This is a genomic window from Pseudomonas sp. BT76 TE3572, from assembly GCF_050435365.1.
GTDB classification, from domain to species: Bacteria; Pseudomonadota; Gammaproteobacteria; order Pseudomonadales; family Pseudomonadaceae; genus Aquipseudomonas; species Aquipseudomonas fluorescens_W.
This window is the reverse complement of the sequence record NZ_JBNDKE010000001.1, coordinates 3,042,797-3,062,048: the sequence shown is the minus strand read 5'-3', so window position 1 is coordinate 3,062,048 and position 19,252 is coordinate 3,042,797. Positions and strand designations below refer to the sequence as shown.

General features: G+C 58.4%; 8 protein-coding genes and 1 pseudogene. 7 read left to right on the top strand and 2 right to left on the bottom strand.

The window, feature by feature from the left end:
* Positions 1–7 precede the first annotated feature (7 nt).
* Positions 8–757 carry an enoyl-CoA hydratase-related protein gene (locus tag ABH912_RS14060; protein WP_033057557.1) on the top strand — a complete coding sequence of 250 codons (750 nt, stop codon included), beginning with the start codon at positions 8–10 and terminating at the stop codon, positions 755–757.
* Positions 758–965: 208 nt separating this feature from the next.
* On the opposite strand, the gene pyk is transcribed toward ABH912_RS14060, so the two are convergent.
* Positions 966–2,417, bottom strand: coding sequence for a pyruvate kinase (pyk, locus tag ABH912_RS14055; protein ID WP_033057558.1), 1,452 nt, complete (start codon positions 2,415–2,417; stop codon positions 966–968).
* A gap of 157 nt (positions 2,418–2,574) precedes the next feature.
* Here pyk and ABH912_RS14050 point away from each other — a divergent pair, with 157 nt between their 5' ends.
* Positions 2,575–2,961, top strand: coding sequence for a tetratricopeptide repeat protein (locus ABH912_RS14050; protein WP_429510929.1), 387 nt, complete (start codon positions 2,575–2,577; stop codon positions 2,959–2,961).
* 242 nt (positions 2,962–3,203) lie between these two features.
* Positions 3,204–3,563: a PilZ domain-containing protein gene (locus ABH912_RS14045; protein WP_033057560.1), complete on the top strand. Its 360-nt coding sequence runs from the start codon at positions 3,204–3,206 to the stop codon at positions 3,561–3,563.
* Between the two features lie 93 nt (positions 3,564–3,656).
* Here the strand turns inward: ABH912_RS14045 and ABH912_RS14040 are convergent.
* Positions 3,657–3,818 (bottom strand): annotated as a pseudogene (locus ABH912_RS14040) (DUF6124 family protein); the annotation flags it as partial.
* Positions 3,819–4,014: 196 nt separating this feature from the next.
* On the opposite strand from ABH912_RS14040, the gene ABH912_RS14035 reads away from it, so the two are divergent.
* The 4 genes from ABH912_RS14035 (at position 4,015) to ABH912_RS14020 (ending at position 19,249) form a co-directional block, all read left to right on the top strand.
* Positions 4,015–7,284: a hypothetical protein gene (locus ABH912_RS14035; RefSeq protein ID WP_429510928.1), complete on the top strand. Its 3,270-nt coding sequence runs from the start codon at positions 4,015–4,017 to the stop codon at positions 7,282–7,284.
* A 350-nt stretch (positions 7,285–7,634) separates the two neighbouring features.
* Complete coding sequence (locus ABH912_RS14030; RefSeq protein ID WP_429510927.1) at positions 7,635–11,090, top strand: Tc toxin subunit A; 3,456 nt, start codon at positions 7,635–7,637, stop codon at positions 11,088–11,090.
* A 55-nt stretch (positions 11,091–11,145) separates the two neighbouring features.
* Positions 11,146–15,219, top strand: coding sequence for a neuraminidase-like domain-containing protein (locus tag ABH912_RS14025; protein WP_429510926.1), 4,074 nt, complete (start codon positions 11,146–11,148; stop codon positions 15,217–15,219).
* Positions 15,212–19,249 (top strand): hypothetical protein, encoded by a 4,038-nt coding sequence (locus ABH912_RS14020; RefSeq protein ID WP_429510925.1) that lies wholly within the window; start codon positions 15,212–15,214, stop codon positions 19,247–19,249. The genes ABH912_RS14025 and ABH912_RS14020 overlap by 8 nt, the downstream gene beginning before the upstream one ends.
* Positions 19,250–19,252: the final 3 nt, after the last annotated feature.

Here is a 19,252-nt window from a genome sequence, read left to right as displayed (position 1 = left end):
ACCGACCATGAGCGATGCCATCCGATTTGAACGTGAGCGCGGCCTGCTGACCCTGCGCCTCAACCGTCCCGACAAGAAAAACGCCCTGACCCGCGCCATGTACAGCCACTTGGCCGAAGCGCTGCAACTGGCGGATTCCGACCCTGAAATCAACGCCGTGCTGATCACCGGTTCTGCCGAGTGCTTCACCGCTGGCAACGACATCGCCGACTTCATCCAGCAACCGCCGAGCAACCTCGACAGCCCGGTGTTTCAGTTCATGCTCACCCTGCTCGAATGCCGCAAACCGGTGATCGCCGCCGTGGCCGGTGCAGCCGTGGGCATTGGCACGACGATGTTGCTGCATTGCGATCTGGTGTATGTCAGCCGCGATGCGCGCCTTCGGATGCCGTTCGTAAATCTCGGGTTATGCCCGGAGTTTGGTTCCAGCCTGCTTCTGCCGCGATTGCTCGGGCATGCCAAAGCCGCTGAATTGTTGCTGCTGGGCGAAGGTTTCAGTGGTGAGCAGGCCGCGCAGTGGGGGATTGCGACCGAAGCTTTGGGCAGTGGCGAAGAGGCGCTGGCCAAGGCGCGGGAGATGGCGTTGCGTTTCGAGTCGCTGCCTTCGCAAGCGGTGCGTATCAGCAAGCAATTGATGAAAGCCCCGGACCGCGAACAACTGCGCAAGGTAATAGAAGAAGAGAGCGCACAGTTCACCCAACGGCTGCGCTCGCCGGAAGCGATTGCGGCGTTGACCGGGTTTATCAAACGCCACTAAATTCGCGTTGCCTGGGCAGGCCTCATCGCGAGCAAGCTCGCTCCCACAGGGTTTTGTGGTGGTCACATGATTTGTAAACAACACCGGTCAATGTGGGAGCGAGCTTGCTCGCGATGAGGCCCGCCCAGGCAACACATCTTCCGGATCCAGAAACCAAAAAGCCCCGCCATTCACATGGCGGGGCTTTTGTTTTTCAGCAACCGGTCACTCAGACCATCGGGTCGCCAACGTGCAGGATTTTCATCCCGTTGGTGCCGCCGATGGTGTGGTAGCTGTCGCCCTTGGTCAGGATGACCCAGTCGCCTTTCTCGACTACGCCGCGCTTGAGCAACTCGTCGATCGCGGCTTGGCTGACTTGCTCAGGCGGCAGCGATGCCGGGTCGAACGGTACGGTGTAGACGCCACGGAACATGGCCGCGCGGGCCTGGGTTTCGCGGTGCGGGGAGAACGCGTAGATCGGCACCGAGGAACGGATGCGCGACATGATCAACGGCGTGTAGCCACTTTCGGTCAAGGAAATGATCGCCTTTACGCCCGGGAAGTGGTTGGCGGTGTACATGGCCGCCAACGCGATGCTCTGGTCGCAGCTTTCGAAAACCTTGCCGATGCGGTGGCTGGAGGTCTTGCTGGTCGGGTGCTTTTCAGCGCCGATGCAGATGCGCGCCATGGCTTGCACCGCTTCCAGCGGGTACAGGCCAGCAGCACTTTCAGCCGAGAGCATCACGGCGTCGGTGTAGTCGAGTACGGCGTTGGCTACGTCGGACACTTCGGCGCGGGTCGGCATCGGGTTCTGGATCATCGACTCCATCATCTGGGTCGCCACGATCACAGCTTTGTTGTGGCGGCGCGCGTGCAGAATGATTTTCTTCTGAATGCCCACCAGCTCGGCGTCGCCGATTTCCACACCCAGGTCACCACGAGCCACCATGACGGCGTCGGATGCATTGATCAGCGCGTCGAGGGTTTCGTCGTCAGCCACGGCTTCGGCGCGTTCGATCTTCGCCACCAGCCAGGCAGTACCGCCGGCTTCATCGCGCAGTTGACGGGCGTATTCCATGTCGGCGGCGTCACGCGGGAAGGACACGGCGAGGTAGTCGACTTGCATCTCGGCAGCGAGCTTGATGTCGGCCTTGTCTTTTTCAGTCAGGGCCGGAGCGGTCAGGCCGCCACCGCGACGGTTGATGCCTTTATGGTCGGACAGCGGGCCGCCGATCAGCACGGTGCAATTGAGCTCGGTGGCATTGGCGGTATCAACGCGCATGACCACGCGACCGTCGTCGAGCAGCAGCTCGTCGCCTACGCCGCAGTCTTTGACCAGATCCGGGTAGTCGATGCCGACGATGGTCTGGGTGCCTTCGGTCAGAGGATGGCTGGTGGAGAAGGTGAATTGATCACCGATCTTCAGCTCGATCTTCTTGTTGGCGAATTTGGCAATACGGATTTTCGGGCCTTGCAGGTCACCCAGCAGGGCGACGAAGCGGCCGTGCTTGGCAGCGAGGTCACGCACCAGCTTCGCGCGAGCCTTGTGCTCGTCGGGGGTGCCGTGGGAGAAGTTCAGGCGGGCGACGTCCAGGCCAGCCAGAATCAGCTGTTCGAGAACTTCCGGCGAGTTACTGGCCGGGCCAAGGGTAGCGACGATTTTGGTGCGACGGACGGACATGCATAGACTCCTGAGTTCAAGCGCTGAGTGAGGCTACTATGGTCCTCGGGTGTAGTCATTGTTCATGTGCACTACTTTTTCGTTTGTTTCTTTAAACGAACATTCCTGAAGATTTCGCGCCACGGGTCGATACAGAGCTCAAGACAGGAGAACCCCCATGCGATTCGTGCTCATTGCCGCCCTTGCCATCAGTGCCCTCAGTATCACGGGCTGCACCCGTTGGTCGATGAACCATCATTTGAATAACGCCTACAGCGCCTATGACCGTGGCAATTGCGAGCAGGTGATGCTCGAACTGTCCAAAGTCGAACGCGCCAGCCGAGCTCGGCCTTACGTGTGGCCGGAAGCATCGATGATGCGCGGGTTGTGCCTGGAACGTCAGAAAATGTTTGTCGATGCGGCGCAAACCTATCAGTTCATCATCGCCTCGTACCCGCAAAGTGAATACGCCTACCGCGCTCGCGCCCGCCTGGAAACCTTGCAGTCGCTGGGCCACTATCCGCTGCGCAGTGCAACTGCGGTCGTGCGCCCGACGCAGTTCTGATTGTCCTGGTTGTTCAAAGGCTGGCCCACCGGCGGGGGTGAGCTATAGTCGAATAGATCGGTTTAGAGCCTTGCCTCTAATCGACGCAACACCTGTGATCGGCAGGAGTAAGCGGCAGCGGCTTTATGGACTGTCGCACCGGGATCAGGGAGAGCGAGCCCATGCCTCTGTATTAAAAGAAGCAGGCCCGTTCCGAAGCATTAGTGCGGCTCTGCTTAAGAGCCTTGCTGGGCCATTTGCTCATGTTTACTGACCGCCGGATCGAGCGGCATCAACTGCCGTATTTTCTAAGAGTGTTCAACAGCGTCACTGACAAACCCATCGGCTTTCTGGGCAACGTGTCCGATGAAGGGCTGATGCTGATCAGTCAGTTGCCGATGATGATCGGCGCTGAATTCGATTTGCGCCTGAAAATCCCCGCCAGCGATGGCTGCATTCAGGTCATTGATCTTCAGGCGTGTTGCCTGTGGTGCCATGAAGACACGACTCCTCACCACTATGACGCAGGGTTCAGCCTGCAACGGGCGCCGCCGGAATATGGGCAATTGGTGGAGGCCTTGAAGCAATACTTCAGTTTTCAGCCGTTGCCTGCTTCGGCCTGAAGCCCTGTGGTGTCTTCACCACCGCCATCGTCGGAACGCCGCCCGGAGCAAGCTCGCTCCGGGCGGCGTTCTGCAGACACCAATAACTAACAGCTAAGCCATAGCAGTCGCCATCTCGTTCTCCAGCCACCTCTCCACCAGCAACAACCCCAACTCACTTAACTGATAAATCGCCATCGCCAGATGTCGCGGCTTGTCGTCCAGGCTTTCAGCCAGGTCGAGCAGCAGGATGCTGACTGACGAAAAGGTTTCGTAGGGTGACCGTTCGTCTGACCTGTCATATCTGACAGGTGTTTTGCGCACTGCCTTCAGGTTTTAAATGGCTTCAATAAAGTGGCTGAATGCCTCGCATCGGAGCGCCATCGTGTTGGATCAACCAGATCAACCAGATCAACCAGATCAGACCTTTGCTCCTCAGTACCGACCGTTGGGGAGCCCTGAGGTGAACGCAATGGTATCGCGCCAGGAGGTCTTGATCAGAGGGCCTTCAGGTCAAGACCTGAAAGACGCAGAGGTCAAGCTACATTTTTACCGCTACGGCAGGTTTGTAAAAGAAGATCTGTTAACTAATATATCTTTACCTTTTACTCATCGGGCAATAGATAATTTAGACAGCGGTGAATACGAAGTTCATTACCAGTATTTCAATACGAGCAGTAACCGATGGTCTGACTGGTACGCTTCGGCAAAATTTTACGTCAGTGACCCGGTGACAGTCAGCTCACCCACGCCAGAACAGGCGCTGTGGGGGCCTTTTGGGACGGTTTCAGGAACCGCAACGATTGGCGGTCATGTACAAATTCTTCGGGCAGACAATCTGCAACCGCTCAGCGGTGTAGGGACCTTGCAAAGAAACTCTAATTGGTTACTCGGACTTAATGAGTCATTAGTGTCCGATACTTACACGGCAATCGTTAAACATTGGATAACTAACTACACTGCGTTGTACTCCGATAGCTTCACCTTCCACTTGCGCCCACCACCGAGCATTACTACTCCAGTTAAAGATGAAGTGATCTGGGTGAGCAAGCCGGTTGTTTCAGGAAGGGGTGAGCCAGGCGCAACGGTCGTTATCCACAAGTTTGATGATGCAATACCGTATGGCGCCGTAGAGGTACGATCAGACAGTAGCTGGTCGACGACGCTCACACGGCCTTTGCCGCAAGGCGCCAACTCCCTGCATGCATGGCAGACCAAGGATGGTGGTTTGAGTAGGTGGTCGACCGCGGTTCCAGTGGTTGTCTCGGGTGTACCTTCGATCACTGGCCCTGGCGCGGGGACGGAGCAGGAACCGGCGTTTACGCTGATCGGTAACAGTGGATTGGGTAACAATGGGTTGGGTAATACGGGTGTCCAGATCGAGGTCTTTACCGATCTTACAGACACGTCTTGGGGCCGCCATAGTCTCCAGGACAATGGAAACTGGAGCGTGGCACTCAGTGGCTTGCCCCCGGGGTCTCTTTCCCTTGTGGCGGAGCGGATCCATGGCAGCGGTGAGCGTTCCGGACGCAGTCAGGCGCGCGGCTTCAAAATCCGCCCGCCCCAATTGGCGGCCATCAAAACGGAATTTCTGACCACACCTGTAGCAAGCGTGAAGTTTTCAGGTGTTGGCCATACTGGCGCCACGGTCGAGATCACCGTTGTCAGCGGCCCCGGGGGAACGGCACCGCCCGCCGTACAGGTGAGAAACGGCCAGTGGGAAACCACGGCGGCGAACTGGACCTTTGGTACATACAAGCTGAGTGCGGTTCAGAAAGTGCCCGACAATGCCAATGGCTGGATACCTTCGCAGCCGAACACATTCGATGTGGTCAGGGCCGTACCGCCGCCCACCAACGTTAAGTACACCGTGGACGACCGCACGCCGATTTTCACTGGCAATGGCGAGAATGGGGCAACAGTTATCATCACGGACACTGCAGGCGGCTCCGTGGATGTACCGGATGCTTCCGTCAACGCCGGAACCTGGTTGACCCGTGCCAGGGCACCTTGGGCGCCGGTGAACTCGCGATCCATCAAGGTGGTGCAGAAAATCGAAACGGCGACTTCTGCTTTCGTCGAGATCAAGGTCACCATCGAAAATCTTGCGCCACCGAGCGAGGTGGCCTACAGCGTCACGGACTACACGCCAACCTTTACCGGCAAGGGCATTGTCGGGGCGACGATTCACGTTCTGGATGCGGGCAATAACGATGTCACTCGCCCTGTTCTGCTCACCCGTCCAGGCTGGTCAATCGCAGCGTCGGCCACTTGGGGGCCGACAAAGTCGCGAAAAGTCTTTGTGGTCCATAAAAAAGATGGATTGACCTCTACGCCTGTTGAACTGAATGTCGCCATCGGGCTGCTGGCACCTGAGATCACCCGTGTCACCGTTGACGAGTTACATGCGGAAGTGGCGGGCACGTGCTGGGCCGGGGCGGTGGTCACTCTGAAGTTCAACGACAGCGCTGATGTGCATAAGCCTGATGTCATCAACGGCACCTGGGTTTTTAAACGCCCGACTCCGTTCACCCCGACAGAAGAATATACGGTCACTGCGACACAGACTTTTGCTGATCTGGAGCCGTCCCCCCCGGCGTCCCGACAATTTGCAGTCAAATTGCCAACACCGCAGATTACCGGCCCTGATGATAAGGCAGACGTGTGGCGCGACTTCACCGTAAAGGGCGACAAGGGCTACAACGGGGCGACGATGCAGCTGCGCGACGCTCAATTCGACAGAGCTCTGGGCGAGCCCAAGGTATTGACCGAGGACGGTGAATGGTCAATGGATCTCACCGGGCTGGAATTTCGTCGCTACACCATTGACGCGCAGCAGAAGCTCAATCAAGGGGCGTCCGAGCGCAGTGAACCCCGTGTGTTTGAGGTGGTGCTGGCGCCGCCGGTCATTTCGGTGCCGATGGAAAACGGCGATCTGCCGCGAACCTCGACTCTTTCGGGATGGGCCATGCCGGGCGGGCGGGTAGAGGTTTGGTTGAAGGATGCTGCCGTGCCTTTGCTGACGGATATTGCGGTGGGTAATGACGGCTTCTGGCAAGCCGAGGTAACGAAGTTGCCGGTCGGCGCCAAAACCATCTGGGCCAGGCAAACGTTTGATAGATGGACATCCAAGGACAGCCAGCCTCTTAACTACAACGTCGTGCCGGCGGCCCCGTTTATCGAAACCCCGGCCACGGACGAGCACATCGGTCGGCGGGTGGTGGTGTCAGGCTTCGGTGTGCCGGGGGACAGTGTGACTGTGAAGCTGGCCGATGCCACACATTCTGTGCTGGGACTCAGTCCGGTGCTGGAGGATCGCACCTGGTCGGTGACGGTGGCGTTCGATCAGCCCGGCGGCCTCTACGCACTGGTGGCTGTAGCGTCGTGCGACGGGTTCGATTCGGGCGATTCTACTGCGCGTGCGGTGGTGTTGGGTACGTATCAGCCTCCCGTCGATGCGCCAGCGCAGGGGCAGTGGGTCAGTCATCCGGTCGGGTTCAAAGGCCGGGGCAGGCCTGGCGTTGGGCAAGTGGTGAGCTGGTTCAGTCCGGATCAAGTATGGGCGCCCGATCTTCCCGTCACGGGTGGGGCCTGGCAGGGGGAGGCGCAGCAATCGCTGCCCCTGGGTGGCCAATGGTGCCGGTTCAGGCAAAGCATCACTGATGTTGCCGATGGCGCGACGGTTTCCGACTGGGTCGAGAGCAAACGCTTCGAAAGCGTGCCCCCGGTAGCGGAGCCCTGACATCCGATTACCGACGAGCGGTCATCAAAACTGTCAGTTATGACAGTGGATTGTGACCGCGCCAAGGCGCCAAATCTCTTCAATCGAACGCACGGCCTGAGCGGTTTTCCAGGCCGTTCAGGGACGTTATCGACCCAAGGAACCTGACCATGACTGACTCTCGCCCTGCCTTGCAGCTGCTGAATCAAGTATTCAGTGAACAACAACTCACACAGTACGCCGGCCTCGGGACTTACCTGAGGGAAGGCGGGTCGATCTTTTCGCTGGTGGAAAAGGGCGTTCAAGGGCTGGTGATGGACTACGGCATTAGCCCCGATGACGCGCGCCGGTTTTTGCGCCGGGCCAACAGCATGGCCATCTACGTGCGGCGCCAGTTTATCGAGCACAGCCTGCACGGTGATAAAGCAGAGGGTGCCGGGCCGCGCAGCGGTTTGTTGTCGATGGTTGACGGACCCAGTTTTGAGCGTCTGTTCAGCCCCAGGTTCGACAGCCTGTGCCCCCCGGATGCTCTGGAGTCTCTCGCCTCGCCAGTGGCGTATCTGATCGAGCTGTTGCGGTGGATCCAGCGCCGCATCGAGTCCCTGCAAAACACCGATGGCAAGCTGCTGCTGCATGACCGCCGCAAAGACCTGAAGCCGCTGGCCGTCGACTTCAACGCGGTACATCGATCAGTGTCCTCGGTCGACATCATCGTTCCAGTGCTTGAAACGTTCATCAATCAATACGGGGAAGAAAGCGGAAGCAGGGATGACGCGGATCTTGAGCAGGCGATGATCGATGCGCGATATCCCAACGGGCTCCCGTACTACCAGCACTGGGTCACCCTGGATGCGGTCGCCCGTCACCATGGCCTGTCGGTGGGCAATTTTGCGCACATGGTGGACAACTCCTTTCCCTATTTTTTGCAGGATCAGGCCTGGGACAACGATGCGGCTCGGGCCCTGGCCCACGCGTCGCGGCTGGGACCTTATCAACGAACGTTGCTGACGGAAGATCCTCCGGCATTTACAGATATGGAGGGATTCTATGCACGGAATTTCGGTGCCGATGGGGTGACTTGGCAGAACCTCAATCAAGTTCCATTCTTCGGCGGGCGAACCAAACTCGACACTCCGGGGCTCGAGGCGCTGCTGTCGGTTCGCAGCTTCGCCCCTGTGCGCTCTGCCAATGTGACGTTCCAGGGATCGGCGCCTGTGGAGCCGGAAAGCGGGCGCTCCGGTTCGGTTTACCTCAATGCCAATACCCACCCTGGCGTCAGTATTGCGGACGGCGTAGGAGAGCCTTCGTTTCTGCATCGGTTGACAGCAGATCCCGACAATACCACTGGTTTTGACCGATACGACCGGATGAACCGCAAACTGCGCCTGGATCAGTGGCTGGAGCTGCCCAGCGAGCAGGTGGATGCACTATTGGTGGCCGCCATCAGGGCTGAAGCGCGCGGTGGTGCGCAGGCCGCTGCATGGCAGATCACGGAAAGAGTCGTGCACGCATTGGGCCTGTTTCAGTCATTGCGCGAGCGCTATGGGTGTACGGCGCAAGACTTTGCCGTGTTTATCGACGAGTTGTCGATTTACGGTCGTGGTGAAGCGCTCTCGCAATTCGATCAAGTCTTCAATGGGCAGGGCGATTATCGTCAAGCCTTGGTGCTCGATAACGACACGTTCCCGGTGCTGCCGGCACAGGGCGTGCCCGATTTGACGGTCATCCAGATATGCAGCGCGTTGGCGATCGATCTGCAGACCTACAGTTATCTGGCCCTGGCGATTGCCGAAGCACAGAGTGTCGCGGGCAACAATCTGACGCGTAACGCGGCGACCCTGTCCAGTTTTTACCGCCTGGTGAAGCTGCCGCGCCTGTTGGGCATTACGCCGGTCGAAGGCGTCCTGATGCTCACATTGTTGGGTGGGGAGTCTTGGCTCGATGGCCTGGCGGGGGCTCCCCTGATCAGTCGGTTCCCATTAAATACGGCCATCGTCAGTACGCCGGATGCGTTGAACCTCATCTATGCGATGCATTCCTGCGCGGGATGGTGTGCAGATCGCAACATTCCGGTGCTCTGGATGCTGCAGCAGGTCTCGGCGCCACAGGCTCTGGCCGCCGTCTCTGACAATGAACGCCAGTTGTTTGAACAGGTGCGCAATCTGTTGCCCGGTGCACTGTTCACCAACGCAGCGTTGTTGGCGGCCGGTGTGCCAGCGCTGGCGGGTGCCAGTTGGCTGGGCCTGCTGACGGCGCTGGTCGATCCCGACGGATTGATCCAGGCTCCAACGGGAACGGAGGCCGAGTATCTGGTCTTTGCACGCGTAGCGCTTGATCAAGCGGTGAAGGATGGCCTGGGTGAAAGCAATGCAAGCGTGCGCGCTGTCATCGTCGAAAAAATGCTCACCGTGCTCCTGCAGGCCAGAGAGACTCAGGTGTCGGTGGTCAAGGAGTGCCTGGCGGTGTATGCGGGCGTCAACGCCGAGCAGGCATTGTTGGTTCTGGCCTGGGCCAATGCCACGGTGTACTGGCTGTTGCGCCAGGTGCTCGAGCGTACGGGGCTGGATCTTGACGAGTCTGTGAGGGGGCGTAACGAACAATCTGATCCATTGCTCACGCTGTTGGCCGACGTACGCCGCCGCAGTGCGGTGGTGACGAAACTGGAGCTCGGGGCCGAGCTGTTGCAGGATTATCTGGACTATGGCCATAGGGCTTGGTTGAACCAGGACGACAAACACGCGTTCACGGTCAGTACGCTTTATTACTTGACGTCACTCACCCGGGCGTTCGAGCTGAGCGAGCAACCCGCACAGAAACTGCTCGCTTATTTGCGCGAGGTCAACGCACTGCCTTCCGCGCTGACCGGACACGCACTGCTTCTGGCCCAACAAGCGGCATCGATCCGGCTGGCCGAGTTTTTCGACTGGAGCGTGCAGGAGGTGCGCGAGTGCGTCGGCCGCATTGATCCGCAACTCAAAGTCCTGAAAAACCTGACCCAGCTGGATCTGCTGATGCGCGTTCGGGTGCTGGCCAGGCACACCGGCATGGATGCCTTGACGATCTTCCTGATCGGCACATTGCCGGAGACCGTCGACAAGACGAAGTACAAGGATGCTGCAGAGCATGCTTTGCTGAGCCTGTCCGAAACCCCTGCGCCTGAGCTTGCCTTCTCCGAGGATCTGAAACAGCTCGTCACCATGACCTGTACTGTCAAGGACAACAAGAACGAGGTGATTGCCAACAAACCGGGGGCAACCATCACCTTCATCGTGACTCTCAGGGGCATCGACGGACAACCGCTGAGCGGTGTCAACGTTTACTGGAGCGCCACCCTGGGCAGCATTGCCAGCGCAGCAACGCAGCCTGATGGCACGGTCGAGGCGCAGTTCATACCCGGCAATGTCATGGGGACGGACACCCCGCTGTACTGGCTGGATCTGTTTGAACCGAAGTACGCCCCCCCCATCAACGTCATCGCCGACAACGCCAGCTTGCAATTTCCGCCACCGCTCATGGCGCGGGTGCCGTTGGGGCCTGTGGCGTTCGGCGAGGAAATCGAACTTTACGCCACGCTGATGGATGACTACCGAAACCTTGGGAAAAACAGCCTCGTGAGATGGTCTTCCGAGTCAGAGGCGTCCGGTATTGCGCCACCTTTGCTGGTCATTCGCCCGGCGCAGGGCTACACGAACCAGGAGGGCCTGACGCGCGTGTTCGTCTCCAGTTCCACCGGTGGAAAGTTCAAGATCAGTGTCATGAGCGAGGCCGGTGAGTCGGTCGAGCATTTTGAAACCATCACTTTTGATGGCCAAGAGGCTGGCCTGTGAACGGCGTCGCTCGCTGGTTGTGTGTCCCCGATTTACACCTTCTGGAGGAAGGATCATGGCACTGAACAATATGGCTGGGTTGCTCGAAAAACGCCGTAACGCGTTGGTCGAGTACTGCATCGGGCAAGTTGGCAAAGGAGACAAGCCGACGTTGGGCTTCCTGAGAACGCCGGCGGATTTGTTCGAACTGCTGCGCATGGATCCGCTGGACAGCTACCCGGTTCAGAGCTCCTGGGTCGCCGAAGCGACGAGCTGCGCCCAGCAGTTCATTCATGCCGCATACCGCAAGCTCGAACCGGGCTATGGGTCGATCGAATTCGACAAGCAGGATCTGGCCACCTGGGAGCTTTACAGCAATTACCCGGATTGGGCAGCGCTACAGCTGATTGCGCTTTACCCGGAAAACTTCATCAACCCCTTTGTGCGGCAGCGCAAAACCAGCCTGTTCAAAACGCTTGAAAACAACCTGAACCAGACCCGTTTGAACAGCGACTCCGTTCAAGCCGCCCTGCGGGACTATCTGCAAACGTTCGAGCAGACCTGCAATCTGGACGTGATCAGCAGCTACATGGACGGTGGATCACCCACGCGCGCCGATTATTACTTTGTCGGTCGCCAGCGCGTGCCGTCCTTCCAGTACTTCTGGCGCAAGGCCGAGGTGGAGCTCTCGACAGCCGATGTTGCCATCAATCCGGCGGCGTGGAGTGAGTGGCAGCCGGTGGATATTCCCACCGGTGCGAGGGTGCTGGACATGCGACCGGTGTTCTGGAACGGGCGGCTGTGCCTGGTGTGGGCTGAGTGGCGCGAAAGGGTGGAGGGGCAACAGCCTGGCGAGTTTTTGCCGCACAGGCTGGACATCAGCGTGGCCTTCATGACGCAGAATGGCCAATGGTCGGCACCGTTGAGCCTGCACAGTTCCGAGCCACCCAAGGACCTTTCTGAGGGAGCACGGCTGATTGCGACCGTGTGGGCCGATGATCACAACCCCAAAGGCAAGCTGGGGGTCTTGTTGACTAACGGCAAGTCTGACGCCAATTCCCTCAATGTCTATGCAGTGCGTGATGTGCTGTTCCGTCCGTTGACCGACGATGATGGCGGTTGGCTGGATTACGCGGCGAAGCATCGCTTTATCACTGCCGAGACGGTGCAGCATCCGCTGATGGATCAGCCGACAATCGTTGTCAGTCAGGAGACTGCGGGCCCCCTGTTGCCCTACCTGGACCTGCAGGCTGTCGCGTATCGCGACGGTGTTGACGATGTGCTTGTTGTTCGGGGCTTCTTGCGGCCCACACTCGTTGCCGGCAACGCTGAATTTGAATTGACGTTTACGGGCAAAACTTCCCCGGACCCGGAGCCGATCAAGATAACCAAGCCGAATGCCGGTGGCTGGGGAACCGAATGGCAGGTTTTCAGACGAGCAAAAGGGACATGGAGCAATCCGACCTTTACCTTTGGTTCCGCTACGGGGGGACGTAAAACATTTGAATTGACGATCGTCAACGTTACCGACTTCATCCCGCCTGTGCTGCTGAAAAACACCCTCGATGCGGCACAATTTCTCGATCTGACAAAGTCAGACCTGGGGCTCAAGTTCGTCCGTCTGAACTCACTGTTCGGCCCGGAACTGGTACAGCGTTCGAACATCTCCGTCGATGCCGTACTCGATTGGGACACACAATTTCTGCCGGAACCGCCCCCGGCATCAGGCCCGATCAACGAGCCGAACGGTGCGTTCAACGGCGCCAACGGATTGTTTTTCTGGGAGCTGTTTTTCCATTTGCCTCATCTGGTCGCGACGCGTCTACGGGCGGAGGATCGTTACCTGGAGGCGCAGAAATGGCTGCATTACCTGTTTGATCCGCAGGCGCCGGCGGATCCTGAACAACCATCACGTCCGAATCCAAAACCCCTGTATTGGCGCTGTCGTCCACTGAACGTCGAAGGCAATGTGGGCTGTGAAACCCGAGCCCCGACCGACCCGGACGCCATTGGCTATTCCGCGCCTTATCACTTCAAGGTTCTGGTGTTCACGGACTACGTCAAGAATCTGGTGGCCTGGGGGGACTGGTATTACCGTCAACTCACCCGTGACAGTCTGGTCGCGGCAAAGCTGTGCTATGTCCAGGCTGAGTTCCTGATGGGCCAACCACCGTTGGTGCGAACGGCGAACCGTTGGCAAACAGAGACGGTGGACAGTCTGTTAAACCGGAGCGCTTCGCGACCAGCGCTTGAGCAGTTTGAACAAAACCTCGCGTACAGTCTGACGGACTTTCCCGCCGCCGAGGCGCCTCCCGAGCTCGGGCTACTGGCAAACGAACCCTTCACCTGCCCGATCAATGAACAGTTGCTCGCGCTGTACGACTTGCCGGGCCAGCGCCTGCATAACCTGCGCAACAATCTGACACTCGATGGCAAACCGCTGGATATACCGCTCTTCAGCCCGCCCACGGATCCCAATCAATTGTTGCGTGATCTCGCGTCTGGAGGTGTTGGCGGGCCAAGACCGATGGGCGGGCGGCTGGTGGTCGGTGCCTTCCGTTGGCGCGTGACGTTCGAGGTTGCGTTGCGTGCAGTGCAGGTCCTGCAGGAGTACGGCAATCAAGTACTGCGCTTGCTTGAGCAACGGGATCGCGCCGAACAGGAAGAAATGCAGCAAAACCATCTGGTGGAGCTTGGAACTTATGCCAAGACCGTACAGGAGCAAACCATCGCCCAACTGCAAGCGAACGTGACCGCCCTGGCGCAAAGCCGGGCAGTCGCGCAGGAACGGGCTGATGCCTATGCACAACGCTATGACGAGAATGTGTCGGCGGTTGAGTACGAGGTCATGGAAAATCTGTATCTGTCAAAACAATTGTCGTTGACGGCCTCAAGCATCAAACCCGCCGGCGCGGTGCTTGCTTCAATGCCCAACATTTTCGGTTTTTCGAATGGTGGGCATCGTCTCGAGAAAACTGTCGATGCGGTTGTCTTCGGATTGGGCGTCGCCTCGTCGGTGGTGCAAATGGACGCAGACAAACAGGCCGCCACTGAAGGCTACCGCCGTCGCCGCGGTGAATGGGAACTGCAACGTGATCAGGCGTTGGCGGAAGTCCGTGCAATCGATGAGCAAGTCACTGCACAGACCTGCGCCGTGCAGGCTGCTCAAACCAGCCTGGAGCAAACCCTCAGGGCCAACAGTCAGTCGTTGACGGTTTACAACTTCCTCAAGAAGCGTGCGACCAATGCCGAACTGTTCGGCTGGTTGCTCGGCCAGTTCAAGGCGTTGCACTACCAGGCGTACGATGCGGTCGTCAGCTTGTGCCTCAGCGCCCAGGCCTCGCTGAGCGCCGAAACCGGCGATTACGACGCTCAGACTCCGTTGCCCCAAGTCTGGCTGGACAACCGCCACGGTCTGACGGCAGGCGAGCACCTGCGCGGGCATTTGCTGCGCATGGAACGTGAGTATCTGCAACGGTATGAGCGACGGCTGGAATTGGTCAAAACCGTTTCGCTTCGGCAATTGTTCGAGGACACGATCGATCCGCAGCCGGGTTTTGCCACCTGGACGGATGCATTGAAACAATTGAGGGATAAAGGAACGCTGGAGTTCAGGCTCACGCAGTTGCTTTTTGATCGTGACCATCCGGGGCATTACTGCCGGCAAATCAGCTCGGTCGAGGTCGATCTGCCGGTGCTGACCGGGCCTTTCCAGGATGTGCGGGCCACTTTGCTCCAGGTCGGCAGCATGATCGCGACCAAGGCATCGACCCCGTCGGTGAGGTATTTGCACAAACCTGACGGTGCCGTGGCCCCCGCCGACGTGCAAATCAACCTGCGCAGCGGTCAGCAAATAGCGTTGTCGGCAGGGCTGGCCGACAACGGCATGACCGCGATGAAACCTGATGAAGGCTTGCTCAACCCCTTCGAAAATACCGGGGGGGTATCTCGCTGGAAGTTGAACTTTCCTTGGCCGAAAAAAGAGTCACAGCTCGCCATGCTGCTCTCTTTGACGGACGTCATTGTGCGCATTCGCTACACGGCCAAAGCCGGGGAGCCGACGTTCATTCGAGCCGTGGAAGACCTGGTGACCCGAGCCGAGATGCCAGCCCAGAGCTTTAACGTCGAAGGAGCAAGCCGTCATGGGTAAACCAATTATTCTGGCCAATGAGAATCTGGTGCTCGATGGCGAATTCGAGAAGGGATTCAGTCATTGGAAAAAAGGCCCGGTCAATCAGGACTGGCTGGGTACGTCGAGCGAAACTTATGAAGGCATACTGATTAGCTTTCTGAAGGCCGGTAATAAGTCTTCGGTCAGTCAGTCATTGACGATTCCAAAAGATCCGGGTGCTCAAGCTCGCTATGTCCTCAGTTTCCTGTGCGAGATGCGGCATACCGAAGCGGGCAGATTGGTAGTCAGTATCGACGGGCAGCAAGAGACGTTGGAAATCCTGTTGTTGCCGGGTAAACCCCGGGATCTGGAGGAGGATCAGGCGCGTTTGAAGAGCGGCCAGCCGCTGGTATTCAAGCCGATCGAATACGAAGTCGACCTGGATCTGCCGTTCCTCGGCCAAGACACCATCACCGTCAGCGTGTTCAGCCCGCCCAACGAGCTCGGGGACTACACGTCGCAGGTGTGTATTACCCGGATCAAGCTTCTGTTGCATCTGGAGCCGGCGCAGATGCAACGGCTGATCCTTGACGATGAACCGGTGCTACCGTCGGGGACTTTGCACTTATGCCTTGGGGCTGCCGCGAGCTTTACTCACCAGCTGAAGTTCGACCTCGCACCAGACAATACCTGGCTGGGCACCAAGGCCGCGTTGACCAGCAACGACAACCCGCAAGAGGCGATTGTCACAACGCCTGGCTGGGGTGTTGACCATCCGCTTGAGGATCAATGGCGGCTCGATTGCCCGTGGATCGGAGATGAAGAACCCTACCTCTTTTCGATAAACCTGCTTAACCAGTACACCGCCGAACCTTACCCGATCACGGTGTCGCTGGGGCATCACCGCTTGGTGTTTCGTGATGTGCAGGAAGCGGCTTACTACCCGATTCCGGGGCAAAGCGTTTGTCTGGGGGTTCGAGTGGCGTCGTATTACACCGGTCAGTTTCTCAGCGGACGGACGGTGAACTGGACGGTCACCGCAACGGGCGTCAAAAGTGCTGCCGTCACCAATACCGATGGCTGGGCATACTTCCCTTTTGAGCCGACGGATGCGGGTGAATACGACATCCAGGCCTCGGTCGACAGCCCGTATTACGCCACTGGCGTCGTGACTCAAATGCTGACGGTGCGGGTGTTAGCGACGGATCCGTGGAAGGAGGTCCTGGCGGTTGTCGAGGAGCAGGGGACGCCTTGGGAGGAAAGGATCGGCTATCCCAATCGGGGTTCAACCTATCAGGTTTACGTGAAACTGCCCGCGGTATTGTCGGGAACGGATGTGTGTCTGCACTGGAGCGGCGATTCTGTTGAACAATTGGGGGTTACCGTCAATCCGGCGCTTGAAACGCCGGTGCCGGTCGAAGGCTCGGACGTTCTCTGGACACTGACGAGTGAGGACCGTCTTGACGGCCGTTTTGAGCTGTCGCTGGTCTGCTCGAAGTTGTTGCTGCCATCGCCGAAAAAACGCATGTCACTGGCGCGTAACCTGGTGAAGATCGGTGACGTGCGTGAAGCCAACAAGTTTCCGGTGGTGGATGAACAGGAACGTGTGCTGCTGAGGGTGCAGGTGTTGCATGTCGTGGCTAGCGGCGACGGTGGTCCTGTCATCAATGCGCTGGTTGACTGGGAGACCCCTGAAGCAACCGTTTCCACTGTTACGGGTAGAGGCGGCTGGGCCAGTTTGCTGTATACGCCTAAACGCGCTGAGCCTCACGACATCACTGCCAAAGTCAGGGCTCACACAGAGGCGGTGCCAATAGAACAGCCTTTCAATGTGAAGCCGCTGGCGACCAGTCCATGGAAGAGCGAGGTCAAGATCCTGCTCGATAACGTCGAGGTTGATCGGGTCGCGCTTGGCGTACTCTGCCGACGTGGTCAGACACATACTCTGAAGGTCGCGCCTGTCTCCGGCAGCTCATGGGTTGGCAAAAACATCAGTTTGCACTGGCGAGGTGCAGCGCCTGATATCGGATTGGTGCCTGGTGACCTTGGAACACCCAAACCCCTGCTGGCAAACGGTGTGGAATGGACGCTCGTCTCGGAGGCGAATACCAGTCTAAGCAGTCTGTTTGAACTGGAACTACGCCTTGATGGGGTTTCAACCGTTCGAGAGCTGTCTGGGCGGTTGGCGTCCGTGGATCTGACAGAAGAAGTGAGCCTGGTACTGGATCAGGTCCCGGCAACGCTTGACGGTCAGACGCTCTATCCCTGTCTGGGTGCGCTTCATCGCTTGAACGTGCAGCCCAATGCGTTGAGCCCGTTGGTGGGGTTGATGTCATCGCTGACGTGGTCGGGGACACCTGCCGACCAGTTGGGTGCAACTGTAAAACCCGCTTTGAACCTCCCTCAACCCATCAGCGACGCGGGCGCACTCTGGACGTTGGACTTTACCGCCAGCGAGAAGCCTGGCCAATTTGCCCTGGCGTTGGCACTGCCGCAGCTGGATTTCGTTGCCACAGCCAACCCGATGGCACTGGCGCATAACAAAGTCAGGATTGAGACGTTTCGTGAATCGCCTGTGGACCCGGTCGTCGGACAAGACCCTGCCTGGCAGTGGGTTCGGGTGTTCTCTCATTTCACCGGGAATGCCGTGGATCAGGTGCCGGTGACATGGACGACATCAGAGAGCTCAAGTGAGGCGAAAACCGATGACGATGGCTGGTCTGGTTTTGCTTATGCGCCCGCAGCCGGTAATTTGGAGCATCGGGTAGAGGCGTTGGTAGTGAGCCCTTACGACGGTTATCAAGAGCAACGCGCCATGACGGTCACTGCGCTGGCGAGCGATCCGTGGGAAGGGCTGAGGGTCAGTTTTGACAAGCAACCCTTCCAGCCTTGGGGCGAAAAAACCTGGTTCCCGCGTCGCAAGGGGGAGCATTCTGTCGATCTGGAGGCCGCCAGTAACAGTCCATTGTTTGGTCATCCCTTGACGCTGGGAATGACCGGCACCGGACCTGCCGAACTGGGGATCAGGTTTTTGTCGGAAGGGCTTGGCGTGCCCCGGCCATTCTACGACGCGGGATTGCAGTACCTATTCAACGTTGGCGATTTGAAGGATGGCAGTTTTGCGTTGCGCCTGTCGTCGGAGCGACTGGCAAGCCTGTCGCCGGCCAATGCGATGTCGTTGGGTGAGGGCTCTCAAGTGGTGAAAATCGCCGAGCGTCAGCGTGTCAACCAGACGCTGCTGTGGGGCGCGGAGGTGTCGGAACAAATCACCGTTGTCTCGAGAATAACCGGCAAACCGATGTCGGGCCTGACCGTGACCTGGCGCAGCCCTGATCTTGGCGTAACCACATCGATCACCAATTTTTACGGGGTGGCGAAGATTCGTTTCATGCCAGCCACACCGGGTGCGTTTGAACTGACGGCGTCGGTCGGGGATGCGCTGAATTCGGATTCGGTTTCGTTGCCGTTTTACCTGAGTGAGCCTCGTCAGATAAAAGAGTTGGTCAGCGATGATCCGCCCGGTTATCCGGGGCAAGAAAAGACCGCCCGGGTTTTGGTGATTTCAGCCAACACGGATGAGCCCTTGGTGAATGTCGAGGTGATGTGGGAATACGACAACACGTCCTTGGCGCCAACACTGACCGATGCGGATGGAAAGGCCACGGTTCGCTTCACCCCGGGGGTGTCGGGTGAGGCTGTGTTATGGGCATCGGTGAAAGGGGGCCTGGCTGGATGGGATACGAAATCGTTGGTATTAACCGTTCTTGAAGCGAGTCATGCGGCTGTCGAGTCCGTTGTCGCGTCGGTGAATCCGGTTCCGGTGAACACGTTTGTCACGATGACTGCGCAGATAGTGGACAAGGAAACCCGTCAGCCAATGTCAGGCAGGGGCATTCTGGTTTCCAATAATGGCGCGCCATTCATAGATGCCACTACCGACCACAACGGAAAATACCTGAGCTATTGGAGGCCGATGGACACATCGGATGTCGTGTCCCTGGCCGTCAAGGTTGAGAATTCTGATGGTTCCTCGGACATTGGCGCCGTAGATGTCACGGTAGTGGACTGATTG

What these genes read in the sequence shown, in the direction of transcription:
- ABH912_RS14045 (WP_033057560.1), top strand. Translation starts at nt 3,204, where the DNA reads ATGTTTACTGACCGCCGGATCGAGCGGCATCAACTGCCGTATTTTCTA.
- ABH912_RS14030 (WP_429510927.1), top strand. Translation starts at nt 7,635, where the DNA reads ATGGCCATCTACGTGCGGCGCCAGTTTATCGAGCACAGCCTGCACGGT.
- ABH912_RS14050 (WP_429510929.1), top strand. Translation starts at nt 2,575, where the DNA reads ATGCGATTCGTGCTCATTGCCGCCCTTGCCATCAGTGCCCTCAGTATC.
- ABH912_RS14020 (WP_429510925.1), top strand. Translation starts at nt 15,212, where the DNA reads ATGGGTAAACCAATTATTCTGGCCAATGAGAATCTGGTGCTCGATGGC.
- pyk (WP_033057558.1), bottom strand. Translation starts at nt 2,417, where the DNA reads ATGTCCGTCCGTCGCACCAAAATCGTCGCTACCCTTGGCCCGGCCAGT.
- ABH912_RS14035 (WP_429510928.1), top strand. Translation starts at nt 4,015, where the DNA reads ATGGTATCGCGCCAGGAGGTCTTGATCAGAGGGCCTTCAGGTCAAGAC.
- ABH912_RS14060 (WP_033057557.1), top strand. Translation starts at nt 8, where the DNA reads ATGAGCGATGCCATCCGATTTGAACGTGAGCGCGGCCTGCTGACCCTG.
- ABH912_RS14025 (WP_429510926.1), top strand. Translation starts at nt 11,146, where the DNA reads ATGGCACTGAACAATATGGCTGGGTTGCTCGAAAAACGCCGTAACGCG.